13 protein-coding genes are annotated in these 14298 nt (G+C 61.3%); 11 read left to right on the top strand and 2 right to left on the bottom strand.

The genetic code is table 11. The annotated features are described in order from the left end of the window. Positions 1 to 324: a YbaB/EbfC family nucleoid-associated protein gene (locus ACI2KA_RS02610; RefSeq protein WP_065114501.1), complete on the top strand. Its 324-nt coding sequence runs from the start codon at positions 1 to 3 to the stop codon at positions 322 to 324. A gap of 99 nt (positions 325 to 423) precedes the next feature. Here ACI2KA_RS02610 and ACI2KA_RS02605 read toward each other — a convergent pair whose 3' ends face one another. Next, positions 424 to 1038: an MOSC domain-containing protein gene (locus ACI2KA_RS02605; RefSeq protein WP_404498959.1), complete on the bottom strand. Its 615-nt coding sequence runs from the start codon at positions 1036 to 1038 to the stop codon at positions 424 to 426. A 58-nt stretch (positions 1039 to 1096) separates the two neighbouring features. Here ACI2KA_RS02605 and recR point away from each other — a divergent pair, with 58 nt between their 5' ends. Further along, positions 1097 to 1702 (top strand): recombination mediator RecR, encoded by a 606-nt coding sequence (recR, locus tag ACI2KA_RS02600; protein WP_077983270.1) that lies wholly within the window; start codon positions 1097 to 1099, stop codon positions 1700 to 1702. 38 nt (positions 1703 to 1740) lie between these two features. Next, a complete protein-coding gene (locus tag ACI2KA_RS02595; RefSeq protein WP_404498957.1) occupies positions 1741 to 3063 on the top strand; it encodes a lytic murein transglycosylase in 1323 nt (440 codons plus the stop codon). 108 nt (positions 3064 to 3171) lie between these two features. Here ACI2KA_RS02595 and ACI2KA_RS02590 read toward each other — a convergent pair whose 3' ends face one another. Beyond that, positions 3172 to 4800, bottom strand: coding sequence for an MFS transporter (locus ACI2KA_RS02590; RefSeq protein ID WP_404498955.1), 1629 nt, complete (start codon positions 4798 to 4800; stop codon positions 3172 to 3174). 286 nt (positions 4801 to 5086) lie between these two features. Between ACI2KA_RS02590 and rimP the strand changes: the two genes are divergently transcribed. The 8 genes from rimP to pnp form a co-directional block, all read left to right on the top strand. After that, positions 5087 to 5683 (top strand): ribosome maturation factor RimP, encoded by a 597-nt coding sequence (rimP, locus tag ACI2KA_RS02585; RefSeq protein WP_404498953.1) that lies wholly within the window; start codon positions 5087 to 5089, stop codon positions 5681 to 5683. A gap of 64 nt (positions 5684 to 5747) precedes the next feature. After that, positions 5748 to 7352 (top strand): transcription termination factor NusA, encoded by a 1605-nt coding sequence (gene nusA, locus ACI2KA_RS02580; protein ID WP_404498951.1) that lies wholly within the window; start codon positions 5748 to 5750, stop codon positions 7350 to 7352. Then, entirely contained in the window at positions 7349 to 8050 is a 702-nt protein-coding gene (locus ACI2KA_RS02575; RefSeq protein WP_404498950.1) for an RNA-binding protein, read from the top strand. The genes nusA and ACI2KA_RS02575 overlap by 4 nt, the downstream gene beginning before the upstream one ends. Before the next feature lie 102 nt (positions 8051 to 8152). Next, positions 8153 to 10885 carry a translation initiation factor IF-2 gene (infB, locus tag ACI2KA_RS02570; protein ID WP_404498948.1) on the top strand — a complete coding sequence of 911 codons (2733 nt, stop codon included), beginning with the start codon at positions 8153 to 8155 and terminating at the stop codon, positions 10883 to 10885. Positions 10886 to 10960: 75 nt separating this feature from the next. Further along, positions 10961 to 11377: a 30S ribosome-binding factor RbfA gene (gene rbfA, locus ACI2KA_RS02565; protein WP_004439055.1), complete on the top strand. Its 417-nt coding sequence runs from the start codon at positions 10961 to 10963 to the stop codon at positions 11375 to 11377. A gap of 3 nt (positions 11378 to 11380) precedes the next feature. After that, positions 11381 to 12328 carry a tRNA pseudouridine(55) synthase TruB gene (truB, locus tag ACI2KA_RS02560; protein WP_404498946.1) on the top strand — a complete coding sequence of 316 codons (948 nt, stop codon included), beginning with the start codon at positions 11381 to 11383 and terminating at the stop codon, positions 12326 to 12328. A gap of 224 nt (positions 12329 to 12552) precedes the next feature. After that, on the top strand, positions 12553 to 12822 hold the full coding sequence (gene rpsO, locus ACI2KA_RS02555; protein ID WP_003492949.1) for a 30S ribosomal protein S15: 270 nt from the start codon (positions 12553 to 12555) through the stop codon (positions 12820 to 12822). A gap of 267 nt (positions 12823 to 13089) precedes the next feature. Next, the coding region (pnp, locus tag ACI2KA_RS02550) for a polyribonucleotide nucleotidyltransferase (RefSeq protein ID WP_404498944.1) at positions 13090 to 14298 on the top strand (1209 nt) is incomplete at its 3' end.

Here is a 14298-nt window from a genome sequence, read left to right as displayed (position 1 = left end):
ATGCGCGACATCATGGGCATGATGGGCAAGGTCAAGGAAATGCAGTCCAAGATGGAGAAGGTGCAGGAAGAAATCGCCGCCCTCGAAGTCGAAGGCAGGGCCGGCGGCGGCCTCGTGACCGTCATCCTCAATGGCAAGGGCGAAATGCGCGGCCTGAAAATCGACCCGTCGCTGTTCAAGGAAGATGAGGTGGAAATCCTCGAGGACCTGATCGTTGCGGCCCACAAGGATGCCAAGGAAAAGGGCGAAGCGCAGGCGCAGGAAAAGATGGCGGGCCTGACCGCCGGTCTGCCGCTGCCGCCCGGCATGAAGCTGCCGTTCTGATCGGCTGTCTGTATATTCCCCATGCCATCATTCCGGCCCTCGGCCGGAATGATGGCAATTGCGGACATCACCGGCCTCACGACGTGCCGCATCCAATTCTCAAGCCTCCAGCATCGCGCGGAACCGGCTTGCAAGCGGCGTCTCGAGATAGGCCGCGCGTTCGGCCCTGCCGAGCTGCATGGGCCGGAAGCGCTGCAGAATGGTGGGTATGGACAGTTTCGTGCCTTGATAGGGTTCGAATGTGAGGTCCTCACCGGCCGCCATCATTCCGCCTTTCAGCACCCGGCAATAAAAACCCGGCTGGCCGGCCTGCCGGAACCGTGGAGCGAAATCGGGATCGCCGATGCGGGCCGACAGGGTGGCGCAGGGAATGCGGGCAGCGGTCACTTCCAGCACGACGTCGTTGGCGGTAAACCTGTCTCCCACATGGAGCCTGGCGCTGTCGACACCCTCCATCACCAGGTTTTCACCAAAAAATCCCGGTTCCACCACGAAGCCGAGCGCGCGCGACCAGAAGTCGAGATCGACGGACCCCATGACGTAAACGGCCTGATCCGGCCCGCCGTGATGTTTGCGATTGCACACCGCATCGCTGACAATGCCTTCGGCATCCACCATCACAAGGCCGTGCACGGCATGTTTGAAGATACCGGTCTTCGTCGTCTTTCCCGGCAGTTTCTCAGCCTCGCCGCGGCACAACGCCCGTATTTTCATGCACCGCCCTTTACGCTTCGTGATTCCCGTTTCCAGATTTATGCAGTAGAAAGCGCTCATGGCAAAACGAGTCACCGGCCCCGAAATTGAAAAACTGATCCAGCTTCTGGCAAAGGTGCCGGGGCTTGGCCCCCGCTCGGCTAGGCGGGCGGCATTGCATCTCATCAAGAAGAAGGAGCAGCTTCTCGGGCCGTTGGGCCATGCCATGGGCGAGGCCTATGACAAGGTGAAAATCTGCTCTTGCTGCGGCAATGTCGATACGATCGATCCCTGTACCGTCTGCGCCGACGACCGGCGCGACCAGTCCGTCATCATTGTGGTGGAAGACGTTTCCGACCTATGGGCGCTGGAGCGAGCGGGGGCGATGAACACGGCCTATCACGTGCTCGGCGGCACCTTGTCGCCGCTCGATGGCGTCGGGCCGGAGGACCTGAACATCAAGGGGCTGATCGACCGCGTCAGCGCCGGCGGCATCCGCGAGCTTATCATCGCCGTCAATGCGACGGTGGAGGGGCAGGCAACCGCTCACTACATCACCGACCGCCTCTCCGATCTCGGCATCAAGATCACCCGGCTGGCGCATGGCGTGCCGGTAGGCGGCGAGCTGGATTATCTCGACGAGGGCACATTGACGGCGGCGCTTCGGGCACGCACGACGATCTGAAGCCTGCCATACTCCCCACACCCCAAAGAGGAGACCGAATGCGAAACCGATTTGATTCTTTATTTTGGCGCATTTCCGGACGGAAAACCGGGCTCCACTTTTCCGGAAAAAGCTTCAAGGCGCTGGCTGCCCTTCTTTCCGTTCTTTCAGCAACACCGGCTTTGGCGCAGTCGGTACCGACGGGAGCGGCGGCGGCCCGATATGACACCGAATTTAATACGTGGCTAAAAAAGGAAATCTGGCCTGAGGCCCGCAAGGCCGGCATTTCGCAAAAGACGCTCGAAGCCGCGCTCAGCGGTCTTTCGATCAACTGGACGCTGCCCGATCTCGTCATTCCCGGCCGGAAGCCGCCGAAGGAACAGAGCCAGAGCCAGGCGGAGTTTTCCTCGCCGGGCGCCTATTTCTCCGAAAAGCGATTGCAGGGGCTTGCCGCCACCGGTCGTTCGCTTGCGGCAACGCATGCGGCCACGCTTCGCAGGATCGAGGCGAAATATGGTGTGCCCGGTGAAATCGTCGTGGCAATCTGGGGCCGTGAATCCGGTTTCGGCCGGGCCAAACTGCCGCATTCGGTGGTCGATGTGCTGGCCACGAAAGCCTATATGTCGACCCGCAAGGAGATGTTCCGCGCCGAGCTGATCGACGCGCTCAAGATTGTCCAAAGCGGCGATATCGCAGCATCACGCATGATGGGCTCGTGGGCCGGCGCGCTTGGCCAGCCGCAATTCATGCCATCCAGCTATCTCAAATATGCCGTCGATTTCGATGGTGACGGCCACCGCGATATCTGGAATTCCGTGCCGGATGCGCTGGCGTCCATAGCGAACTATCTTTCCCAGCGCGGCTGGCAGCGAAACCGCGACTGGGGGTTCGAGGTCTCCATCCCCGCCAATGTTTCCTGCGCGCAGGAAGGGCCGGACCTTGCCCGGCCAGTGGCCGACTGGGCGAAGATGGGCATTACCCGTATTTCCGGAAAAGCCTTTCCGGCCAATGACCTGACCGCTGACGGCATGATGCTGGTGCCAGCCGGTCGGCACGGGCCGGAATTTGTGGTGACGCCGAATTTCTACGTCATCAAGGAATATAACAATTCCGATCTCTATGCGCTCTTCATCGGCAATCTCGCCGACCGCATCGCCCACGGGGCCGGACCGTTCAAGGGTGAATGGGGCAATGTCGGATCGATGCTGCGCTCTGATGTGCTCACCATGCAGAAGGCGCTGGTGGCCAAGGGCTACGATGTCGGCAAGGCCGATGGGCTGGCGGGCTTCAAGACGCGCCGGTCGCTCGGCGACTGGCAGGCGAAAAACGGCCTTGCGCCGACATGTTTTCCCGATGCGACGCTGAAGGCGAAGCTGAAATAACAGGCCGCTGACAAAGCCGAAACTCTTTTCCGTCTTCCTGGGGCCTATTCCGAGAATGACGGGGCGTATGCGGCGACGCCCGTCACCACTCTCCCGCCCCATCATCTCTCAATGCTGGTCGGTATGGGGCTTGTGAAAGATATCGTCGGTCGGCGGAATGGTCTGCCGCTCGATCATCCGGTGCACCCGCGGCCGAGTCTTGCCGCGATGAAGCTCAAGCAGCCGGTCCCAGGCCTCGGCATCCGCCTGGGTGCGGCGGTGGTTATGGCGGACATATTCCACCCATGTCAGCACATGGTAGCTTTCCGTCCAGATGTCGGGATTTTCAAGATCGCGCATCAGATTCCAGTTGCGGGCGCCGTCTCTCAGTCTGATACGGCGGCGCTCGGCCATCAGCGGCAGGAATTCGCCGAGATCCTCGTCATGGATTTCATAATCGATGAGAATGGCGATCGGGCCGCTGCGCGGCTTGATATCCAGCCTCAGCGGCGGTTCGACGAAGCGGTTGAGCGGATCGAGATTGAGCGAGGCAAAGGCCGGCATGGCGAGCTTCAGGCCGACGACGACGCCGAGCAGCATCAGCACACACGAACAGAGAAGCGAATAGGAAATGCCGTAATCTTCCGCCAGTTCGCCCCACAGCCAGCTGCCGACGGCAATGCCGCCGAAAGTCAGCGTCTGGTAAAGCGATAGCGCCCGGCCCACCACCCAGCGCGGCGTGGAAAGCTGGACGATGGTATTGAAGAGCGACAGCGCCAGAACCCAGCAGGCACCGGCAATAGTGAGGACGAGCGATGTGATGATCGCACTGGTGCTGACCGCCGTCACGCCGGCGCTGAAGGCGAAGCCCAAAAAGGCGACGCGAACGATCCATTCGCTGGACAGGACTTCGCGCAGCCGCGCGCTGACCAGCGCGCCGCCAATGGCGCCGACGCCGAAGGCGCCCAGCATGACGCCGTAAGTCAACGGGCCGCCCTCGACCAGATCCCGGGCGACGATGGGCATCAAGGCAAGGATGGCGCTGGCGGAAAGGCCAAAGAGAAAGCCGCGCACCAGCACCTTGCCGATATTGGGCGACATGGCCACATAGCGCATTCCGGCCGAGATGGCGGCCAGAAGCTGTTCACGCGGCAAGGTCGAGGCATATTTGGGCGGCTGCCAGCGAAACAGGGCGTAGATCAGGGTGAAATAGCTCAGCGCATTGACGAAAAACGCAGCCGCAGCACCGGCCGCCGCGACGATGATGCCGCCGATGGCCGGGCCGACGCTGCGGGTGATGTTGAAGCCGACGCTGTTCAGCGTCACCGCGGCGGGCAGATCCTCACGCGGCACCATTTCGCCGACAGAAGCCTGCCAGGACGGATTGTTGAGCGCCGTGCCGCAACCGATCATGAAGGTGAAGAACAGCAGAAGCCATGGCGTGAGCCAGCCGGACCAGGCAAAGACCGTCAGCAGCACGGAGGCCGTCAGCATCAGCAGCTGCGCCGAGATCATGATGCGGCGGCGGTCGAAACTGTCGGCCAGCGCGCCCGAGATCAGCGAGAACAGCATGATCGGCAAAGAGGTGGAGGCCTGCACCAGCGCGATCATGTTTTCCGAACTGGAAAGCGAGGTCATCATCCAGGCAGCACCCACCGCCTGGATCAGTCCGCCGAAATTCGAGGCAAGGCTGGCGATCCAGATTCGTCTGTAAGTCAAATGCCTTAAAGGCGCGAGTGGCGATTTACGGTCAGGCACGCTCTGTCCACTTATGCAACTGCGATTTATCAAACGGCAACTATAGACAGTGCCGGAAATCATGCCAGCCTTTCCGACACGGTGTGGGTGAAAATATGGCCGAGGCTGCGACCGACGCGCGGCTACCTGCGAAAACCTTGCAATCCTGCCCCGATGGGTCTATATGACCACTGAAATTCTTGATCGCTTGATGAAGAGTGGGGCCGCAAGGCTCCGCTCTTTTTCGTTAGGCGAACCGGAAACCACGGGCAAAAAGCCCGGCGAAAATCAAAGACCGGAAGGCCAGATGGCAGACACCGCACATGAACCGCGACTGATAACCGAAACGGGCATCGACCAGCGTATTGCCGAGATCATCGAGCCTGTTCTGACGGGCATGGGATATCTTCTGGTGCGCGTGCGGCTCTCCAACCAGAACGGCATGACCTTGCAGATCATGGCCGAGCGCGAAGACGGCACCATGACCGTCGAGGACTGCGAAGCCGTATCGATGGCGATTTCACCGGTTCTTGATGTGGAAGATCCGGTCGATAAAGCGTATCATCTCGAAGTTTCCTCGCCCGGCATCGACCGGCCGATGGTGCGCAAATCGGATTTCACCCGCTGGCAGGGTCATCTGGTGAAGGTCGAAACCTCCATTCTGGTCGAGAACCGCAAGCGGTTTCGCGGCAAGATCGTCGAGGTCAATGCGGACGGCTTCAAGCTGGAACGCGACCAGATCGCCTATGGCGAGGAGCCGACAGTCATCATTCCGTTCAATGCGCTTTCCGATGCGAAGCTCATTCTGACGGACGACCTTATTCGTGATGCGCTGCGGGCAGACAAGGCGGCAAAGGCCGCCGCCGCAAACCAGAACGACGAAAACGAAGCAGACGCAGACTAATTCCAACGTAAAGCCCGAAAAAAAGGGCGAACCCCGCAATCATGCGACTTACGGAGACAGAAAAATGGCAGTGAGTGCTAACCGGCTTGAGCTTCTGCAGATCGCCGATGCTGTGGCGCGCGAAAAGGTCATCGACCGCGAAATCGTGCTTGCCGCAATGGCCGACGCTATCCAGAAAGCCGCCCGCTCGCGCTATGGTTCGGAAACCAACATCCGCGCCGACATCAACTCCAAGACCGGCGAAATCCGCCTGCAGCGTCTTCTGGAAGTGGTGGAAGCGGCCGAGGATTATTCGACCCAGATTCCGCTGGAGCTGGCCCGCGACCGCAACCCGGACGCCAAGCTCGGCGACTTCATCGCCGATCCGCTGCCGCCGATGGATTTCGGCCGTATCGCCGCCCAGTCCGCCAAGCAGGTCATCGTGCAGAAGGTGCGCGAAGCCGAGCGTGACCGCCAGTATGACGAGTTCAAGGACCGTATCGGCGAAATCGTCAACGGCACCGTCAAGCGCGTCGAATACGGCAATGTCATCGTCGATCTCGGCCGTGGCGAAGGCATCATCCGCCGTGACGAGATGATCCCGCGCGAAAACATGCGTTACGGCGACCGCGTCCGCGCCTACGTCTACGACGTTCGCCGCGAACAGCGCGGTCCGCAGATTTTCCTGTCGCGTACCCATCCGCAATTCATGGTGAAGCTCTTCACCATGGAAGTGCCGGAAATCTACGACGGCATCATCCAGATCAAGTCGGTTGCCCGCGACCCCGGTTCGCGCGCCAAGATCGCGGTCATCTCCAACGACTCGTCGATCGATCCGGTCGGCGCCTGCGTCGGTATGCGCGGTTCGCGCGTCCAGGCCGTTGTCGGCGAATTGCAGGGCGAGAAGATCGACATCATTCCGTGGAGCCAGGAACCGGCTTCCTTCATCGTCAACGCCCTGCAGCCGGCGGAAGTCGCCAAGGTCGTTCTGGATGAAGAGTCCGAGCGCATCGAAGTGGTTGTTCCCGACGAGCAGCTGTCGCTCGCCATCGGCCGCCGCGGCCAGAACGTGCGTCTGGCATCGCAGCTGACCGGCTGGGATATCGACATCATGACCGAGCAGGAAGAATCCGAGCGCCGCCAGAAGGAATTCAACGAGCGCACCGCACTCTTCATGGACGCTCTCGACGTCGACGAAATGGTCGGCCAGGTTCTCGCCTCCGAAGGCTTCGCGCAGGTCGAAGAACTCGCCTATGTCGATCTCGGCGAAATTTCCTCGATCGACGGTTTCGACGAAGACACCGCCGATGAAATCCAGACCCGCGCCCGCGAATATCTGGAACGGCTGGAAGCCGAAATGGACGCCAAGCGCAAGGAACTCGGCGTTACCGACGAGCTGCGCCAGATCGACGGCCTGACCTCGCAGATGATGGTGGCGCTCGGTGAAGACGGCATCAAGACGATCGAAGATCTTGCCGGTTGCGCGGCGGACGATCTGGTCGGCTGGAGCGAGCGCAAGGACGGCGAAACGAAGAAGTTCGAAGGCATCTTCTCCAAGCTCGATGTTTCGCGCGTCGAGGCCGAGAACATGGTGGTGCAGGCCCGTCTTCTGGCCGGCTGGATCACCGCCGAGGATCTCGCTTCCGAAGAGGAAGCTGCCGAGGAGGCGGATACCGCCGAACAGGAATGACACCGCAGGCGCATGAGCCGGACGATCTGCCCGAAACGGATGATGACGGGCGGCTTAAAGGCGACGCCAATGGGCGTATGTGCATTGTGACACGGCAGAGCGGATCGCCCGATGAGTTGATCCGCTTCGTCGCAGGTCCGGACGGCAGCGTCGTGCCGGATCTGAAACGCCAATTGCCGGGGCGCGGCTGCTGGGTGACACCCGAGCGCGCCCTGATCGAGAAGGCCATCGCGAAGAAGCTCTTCGCACGGGCTCTCAAACGCGACGTCAAGGCCGGGCCGGAGCTTCTCGCTCTTCTCGACCGGCTGATGGCGCAGCAGCTTGCCGGAATGATGAACATGGCGCGCAAGGCGGGCCAGTTCATCAGCGGCGCGATGAAAGTCGATGCTGCGGTACGATCCGGGAATGCGATTGCCGTGTTCCATGCGACCGATGCTGCGGCCGACGGCGTGAGAAAACTGGACCAGGCCCGCAAGGCCTGGGCGCTCGGCAGCGATGCCGGCAATGAAATTCCGTCCTTCCGGCTCTTCAGCGGAGCCGAAATGGACGAGTTGATGGGCCAGAATGCTTTTATCCATGCTTGCGCGCTTGCGGGGCAGGCGGGTGAGGGTGTAGTGAAGCGCGCAACGATGCTTGAGCAGTACCGCCTTGGCGGTCGATCTCAGGCGGAACGCGACGCTGCCCGGACAGAACAATGACGCGGTTAACCGACATGAACGGTCGCCGCGTTCCGATGCAGCAATTGAACGACGAGACCTGATGGACGTCATCCGGTTCTCGTCCGAAGGAACGGGAACGGAATGACCGACAACAACGACGACAAGACACTCAACGCGCCGGCCAAGAAGACTCTCACCCTCAAGCCGGGCGGGATGAATCAGGGCACCGTGCGGCAGGATATGGGTCGAGGTCGCACAAATGCGGTTGTCGTGGAAACACGCAAGCGCCGCCCCTTGCGTCCCGAAGACGAGAAGCAGGTTCATTCGGCCGCAGCGCCCGCTCCGAAGCCGGCCGCCCCTGCCCCCGTAGCACCGCGCCCGCAGGCGCCCCAGCCGCGTATCCATCAGCCCGGCGGCCAGCAGCAACGCTCGGGTTCGTCCCAGCCGCAGCAGCGTCCGGGCTCGTCCGCGCCGCAGCAGCGTCAGCCTGAGCGTCCACGCGGCAACGTCCTGCACGACCTGTCCGCAGGCGAGATGGAAGCCCGTCGCCGCGCGCTGATGGAAGCGCAGGCCCGCGACGTGATCGAAGCCAAGCAGCGCGCCGAAGACGAAGCGCGCCGCAAGGTGGAAGAAGAGCGCCGCATCGCCGCCGAAAAGGAAGAGGCCGCACGCCGCGCCGCCGAAGAGGCGGAAGCCGCCAAGGTGGCGGCGACCCAGCCTGCCGTGGAAACGAAGCCCGCACCGGCAGTTGAAAAACCCGCTGCCGCCGCTCAGCCGGCGCCGCGCGCCGAGGCTCGTCCTCAGCCAGCCGCAGCACCTGCCCGCGCCGTTCCGGAAGCCGCCGCGCCGCGCGGACGCCGTACCGATGGCGACGACGAGGATGATCGCGGTGCACGCCGTGGCAGCCTGCCCGTTCGGGGCAAGGTCGCGGCACCCGCACCGGCAAAGCCGGCTGCGCGCCTGAAGACGGAAGAAGAACGCCGTCGCGGCAAGCTGACCGTCACCTCATCCAACCTGGATGAAGACGGCACGCCGCGCGGACGCTCCATGGCATCCATGCGCCGCCGGCAGGAGAAATTCCGCCGCAGCCAGATGCAGGAAACCCGTGAAAAGGTCATGCGCGAAGTGATCCTGCCGGAAACCATCACCATTCAGGAACTGTCGCAGCGCATGTCCGAACGCGCCGTCGACGTCATCAAGTTCCTGATGAAGGAAGGCCAGATGATGAAGCCGGGCGACGTGATCGACGCCGATCTGGCGGAACTGATCGCGGTCGAATTCGGCCATACCGTCAAGCGCGTTTCCGAATCCGACGTGGAAGAAGGCATCTTCAACCAGGCAGACGACGAAGGCGAAATGCTGCCGCGTCCGCCGGTTGTCACGATCATGGGCCACGTCGACCACGGCAAGACCTCGCTGCTCGACGCCATTCGTCAAGCGAACGTGGTCGCAGGCGAAGCCGGTGGTATCACCCAGCATATCGGCGCCTATCAGGTCGAAAAGAACGGCCAGAAGATCACCTTCATCGACACCCCCGGCCACGCCGCCTTCACGGCCATGCGTGCCCGTGGTGCGCAGGCGACGGATATCGCCGTTCTGGTGGTCGCCGCTGACGACAGCGTGATGCCGCAGACGATCGAGTCCATCAACCATGCCAAGGCAGCGGGCGTTCCGATCGTCGTGGCGATCAACAAGATCGACAAGCACGAAGCAAACCCTGAAAAGGTTCGCCAGCAGCTCCTGCAGCACGAAGTCTTCGTGGAATCGATGGGCGGTGAAGTGCTTGACGTGGAAGTCTCCGCCAAGAAACAGCTTGGTCTCGACAAACTGCTTGAAGCGATCCTGCTGCAGGCTGAAATTCTCGACCTCAAGGCAGATCCGAACCGTACCGCAGAAGGTACCGTCATCGAAGCGGAACTCGACCGCGGCCGCGGTGCCGTCGCTACAGTTCTCGTACAGAAGGGTACGCTGAAGCCTGGCCAGATCATCGTGGCCGGCGACCAGTGGGGCCGCGTTCGTGCCCTCGTCAACGACAAGGGTGAACACGTCAAGGAAGCCGGTCCGGCTATGCCTGTCGAGATTCTCGGTCTTTCCGGCACGCCATCTGCCGGCGACCGTTTCGCGGTTGTCGAAAATGAAAGCCGTGCCCGCGAGATTTCCGAGTACCGCCAGCGTCTGGCACGCGACAAGGCTGTCGCACGTCAGACGGGCCAGCGCGGTTCGCTGGAACAGATGATGAGCCAGTTGCAGACTTCGGGAATGAAGGAATTCCCGCTTGTCATCAAGGCAGACGTGCAGGGTTCGGTCGAAGCCATTATCGCTTCGCTCGACAAGCTCGGCACCGACGAAGTCCGCGCTCGTATCGTTCATTCGGGCGCTGGCGCCATCACGGAATCGGATATCTCGCTTGCCGAGGCCTCCAACGCCGCGATCATTGGCTTCAACGTTCGCGCCAATGCACAGGCACGTACGGCTTCCGAACGCGCCGGTATCGAAATCCGCTATTACAACATCATCTACGATCTGGTGGATGACGTGAAGGCGGCGATGTCGGGCCTGCTGTCGCCGGAACGTCGCGAGACCTTCCTCGGCAATGCCGAAATCCTCGAGGTGTTCAACATCACCAAGGTCGGCAAGGTCGCGGGTTGCCGCGTCATCGAAGGCAAGGTGGAACGTGGTGCGGGCGTGCGTCTGGTTCGCGACAATGTCGTCATCCACGAAGGCAAGCTCAAGACCCTCAAGCGCTTCAAGGACGAAGTCTCGGAAGTGCCGGTCGGTCAGGAATGCGGCATGGCCTTCGAAAACTACGAAGACATCCGCACCGGCGACACCATCGAGTGCTTCCGCGTCGAACACATCACGAGAACGCTCTAAGCGTTCTCGCCGCAAAACAGGACTTTACTGTCGGGCGCCGGCTTACCGGCGCTCGCTCCGTTTGAGGCATAACCCATGGCAAAAGCTACATCATCGGCCCCTTCGCAACGCATGCTGCGTGTTGGCGAACAGGTGCGCGCCGCATTGACCCAGATTCTCCAGCGCGGCGAAGTCCGCGACGACCTGATCGAAAGCACCGTCATTTCCATTTCGGAAGTGCGCATGTCGCCCGATCTCAAGATCGCCACCGCTTATGTGACGCCGCTTGGCGTTGCCGATCACACCGACATCATCACCGCGCTCAACCGCCATGCCAAGTTCATGCGCGGCCGTCTCGGACCCCAGCTTCGGCAGATGAAATACATGCCCGAACTGCGCTTCCGCGACGATACGAGTTTCGACAATTACCAGAAGATCGACGCGCTTCTGCGCTCGCCCGAAGTGCAGCGCGATCTTGGACCTTCGAACGAAAAAGACGACGAACAGAACTGAAGCATGTCCAAACCACGCAAACAGCAGAACCGCAAACCCAAGGGCCGCCCGATTTCCGGCTGGCTCATCCTCGACAAGCCGCTCGATTTCGGCTCGACCGAAGCCGTTTCCAAGATCAAGTGGCTGTTCAACGCCCAGAAGGCGGGCCATGCCGGCACGCTCGATCCGCTTGCTTCCGGCATGCTGCCGATCGCGCTTGGCGATGCCACCAAGACCGTGCCCTATGTCATGGACGGCCGGAAGATTTATGAATTCACCGTGACCTGGGGCGAGCAGCGTACGACTGACGATCTGGAAGGCGAGGTGGTCGAATCCTCCGATCAGCGCCCGGACGAGCAGGCGATCCGCGATATTCTGCCCAATTATACCGGCGTGATATTGCAGACGCCGCCGCAATTTTCCGCGATCAAGATCGCCGGCGAGCGCGCCTATGATCTGGCGCGCGACGGCGAGACAGTGGAAATCCCCGCGCGCGAAGTGGAAATCCATCGCCTGACGCTGCTGGCCTGCCCCAACCCCGATACCGCGCATTTCGAAGTGGAATGCGGCAAGGGGACCTATGTGCGGGCTCTGGCCCGCGACATGGGCCGCGATCTCGGCTGTTTCGGCCATATTTCGGAGCTGCGCCGCACCATGGTGGCGCCGTTTGGCGAAGACATGATGGTGCCGCTCGAAACCCTGACGGCGCTGGAAGCCGTGGAGGACCGCGACGAGCGTCTGGAGGCGCTGGACGCCTTCCTGATCGATACGGCAGAGGCGCTTTCCGCCCTTCCCCGCCTCATCATCAACGACGATCAGGCGCACCGGCTGAAGATGGGCAACCCCATCCTGCTGCGCGGACGCGATGCGCCGGCCAATCATCCGGAGGCCTATGCCACTGCGCATGGCAAGCTCGTCGCCATCGGCGAGATCGGCGAAGGCGAGTTTCGACCGAAGCGCGTTTTCGGCTGAAACGGCTCCATCTATCTGTTGTTCGCGTTTCCGCCCGGAAAACCGCTTCACACTTTTCCCGGAAACGCTCAAAGAGGCGCTGTCAATCGCCTCTTTCAATTGCACCCGGAATAGTTTATAGGCAGCGCCAGCTTGGGCTTTGCCTATGCTGCTGAATGGCCAGAGCTGGACGACATCCCGGCTCTTTGGCGTCCCATTTTCCTTAAAACAGAAAGGATCGTCCGATGTCGATTACTGCAGAGCGCAAAGCCGCCCTCATCAAGGAATATGCAACGAAGGAAGGCGACACCGGTTCTCCGGAAGTTCAGGTCGCAATCCTCACCGAGCGGATCAACAACCTGACCGGTCACTTCAAGGACCACAAGAAGGACAACCACTCCCGTCGTGGCCTTCTGACGCTGGTTTCGAGCCGCCGTTCGCTTCTTGACTATCTGAAGAAGAAGGACGAAGCCCGTTACTCCAAGCTGATCGGTGCTCTCGGCATTCGCCGCTAAAACTTGTGTCCGGCGGGTTTCGCAAAGATACCCGCCGGTTTTTATATCGAGCCTTTTGAAGGCCACATGAATTTCCGGGCGTCTGCCGCAGATGTGGCCCCCGGACGGATGAGGTAGACCCGGATGGGCCGGGGTTGCCTTTTCAACCGCAGACCTGTCATGGGGCAGGATTGCCGGATGCTTGCACCTTAAAAGCCTCCCGCTGTCTTGCCCGTGATTGCGTCATTCGTTGCCCCTTTTGGCGGCACGCACAAACAAGGACAAGATATGTTCAATAAGCACTCCGTGGAAATCGAATGGGCAGGCCGCCCGCTGAAGCTTGAGACCGGCAAGGTTGCCCGTCAGGCTGACGGCGCCGTCATCGCAACCTACGGCGAGACGATGGTTCTCGCGACTGTGGTTTCCGCAAAGTCTCCGAAGCCCGGCCAGGACTTCTTCCCGCTCACCGTCAACTACCAGGAAAAGACCTATGCAGCCGGCAAGATCCCCGGCGGCTATTTCAAGCGCGAAGGCCGTCCGAGCGAAAACGAGACCCTCGTTTCGCGCCTGATCGACCGCCCGATCCGCCCGCTTTTCCCTGAAGGCTACAAGAACGACACGCAGGTTGTCGTGACCGTCATCCAGCACGATCTGGAAAACAACCCCGACATTCTGTCGATGGTCGCCACTTCGGCAGCGCTGACCCTTTCCGGCATTCCGTTCATGGGGCCGATCGGCGGCGCGCGCGTCGGCTACATCAACGGCGAATATGTTCTGAACCCGCACCTGGACGAGATGGACGAATCCACGCTCGACCTGGTTGTCGCCGGTACCTCCGACGCCGTTCTGATGGTTGAATCGGAAGCCAAGGAACTCAACGAAGAGATCATGCTCGGCGCCGTCATGTTCGGCCACAAGGGCTTCCAGCCGGTCATCGACGCGATCATCAAGCTCGCCGAAGTTGCCGCCAAGGAACCCCGCGAATTCGAACCGGAAGATTTCTCCGCGCTCGAAAACGAAATGCTGGCTCTGGCCGAAACCGAACTGCGTACCGCCTACAAGATCACCGAAAAGGCTGCCCGTTACGCTGCCGTCGACGCCGTGAAGGCGAAGGTGAAGGCACACTTCCTGCCGGAAGAAGGCGAAGCCAAGTACACGCCGGAAGAAATCGGCGCCGTCTTCAAGCACCTTCAGGCGAAGATCGTTCGCTGGAACGTTCTCGACACCAAGAGCCGCATCGACGGCCGCGACCTGTCGACCGTTCGTCCGATCATCTCGGAAGTCGGCCTGTTGCCGCGCACCCACGGTTCGGCGCTGTTCACCCGCGGTGAAACCCAGGCAATCGTTGTTGCGACCCTCGGCACCGGCGAAGACGAGCAGTATGTCGACAGCCTCACCGGCATGTACAAGGAACGTTTCCTGCTGCACTACAACTTCCCGCCCTACTCGGTCGGTGAAACAGGCCGCATGGGCTCTCCGGGCCGCCGCGAAATCGGC

The organism is Agrobacterium sp. NPDC089420, assembly GCF_044900305.1.
In the GTDB taxonomy this organism is placed as follows: Bacteria; Pseudomonadota; Alphaproteobacteria; order Rhizobiales; family Rhizobiaceae; genus Agrobacterium.
The sequence above is the reverse complement of the archived record's forward strand: the minus strand, read 5'-3'. Positions and strand labels throughout refer to the sequence as shown.

Excerpts from the sequence above, each read along its gene's own strand:
- ACI2KA_RS02575 (WP_404498950.1), top strand. The coding sequence starts at position 7,349 with ATGACACCGCAGGCGCATGAGCCGGACGATCTGCCCGAAACGGATGAT.
- truB (WP_404498946.1), top strand. The coding sequence starts at position 11,381 with ATGTCCAAACCACGCAAACAGCAGAACCGCAAACCCAAGGGCCGCCCG.
- nusA (WP_404498951.1), top strand. The coding sequence starts at position 5,748 with ATGGCAGTGAGTGCTAACCGGCTTGAGCTTCTGCAGATCGCCGATGCT.
- infB (WP_404498948.1), top strand. The coding sequence starts at position 8,153 with ATGACCGACAACAACGACGACAAGACACTCAACGCGCCGGCCAAGAAG.
- ACI2KA_RS02610 (WP_065114501.1), top strand. The coding sequence starts at position 1 with ATGCGCGACATCATGGGCATGATGGGCAAGGTCAAGGAAATGCAGTCC.
- ACI2KA_RS02595 (WP_404498957.1), top strand. The coding sequence starts at position 1,741 with ATGCGAAACCGATTTGATTCTTTATTTTGGCGCATTTCCGGACGGAAA.
- recR (WP_077983270.1), top strand. The coding sequence starts at position 1,097 with ATGGCAAAACGAGTCACCGGCCCCGAAATTGAAAAACTGATCCAGCTT.
- rimP (WP_404498953.1), top strand. The coding sequence starts at position 5,087 with ATGGCAGACACCGCACATGAACCGCGACTGATAACCGAAACGGGCATC.
- rpsO (WP_003492949.1), top strand. The coding sequence starts at position 12,553 with ATGTCGATTACTGCAGAGCGCAAAGCCGCCCTCATCAAGGAATATGCA.
- ACI2KA_RS02605 (WP_404498959.1), bottom strand. The coding sequence starts at position 1,038 with ATGAAAATACGGGCGTTGTGCCGCGGCGAGGCTGAGAAACTGCCGGGA.
- rbfA (WP_004439055.1), top strand. The coding sequence starts at position 10,961 with ATGGCAAAAGCTACATCATCGGCCCCTTCGCAACGCATGCTGCGTGTT.